The 330-nt window shown below is 76.1% G+C and carries 1 pseudogene; it reads left to right on the forward strand.

The window, feature by feature from the left end:
- Positions 1 to 18 precede the first annotated feature (18 nt).
- Positions 19 to 330: pseudogene (locus SB751_RS28965) on the forward strand (phospholipase); the annotation flags it as partial.

Below are 330 nucleotides of genomic sequence, written 5' to 3' on the forward strand. Positions count from 1 at the left end.
TTGATTCCGGCGCTGGCAATGGCCGCCGCGGGTCTTGCCGCCGCGCCGGCCGCGCACGCGCGCATCGCCATGCTGCAGCCGCCGCGCGAAGTCGCCGCCTCCCAGCCGCTCGAACTCACCCTGCTCGTCACCGCCGACGACGGCCGCCCGCTCAAGGTCACGCTGCCCGCGACGCTGCGCGTAACGCTGACGAACGGCGACGTCGCGCCCGCGCCGCTCGATCTCGTGCGCGAGCCCGGCGTGCCCGACAGGTTGACGTTGCGGCCCGGCCAGTTCCGCAAGGTGCGCTACCGTGCGCCGTGGCCCGACAGCGCGCGCGGCGCGGTGCGC

Origin of the sequence: Cupriavidus sp. SIMBA_020 (assembly GCF_046535395.1) — a bacterium.
GTDB lineage: Bacteria > Pseudomonadota > Gammaproteobacteria > Burkholderiales > Burkholderiaceae > Cupriavidus > Cupriavidus campinensis.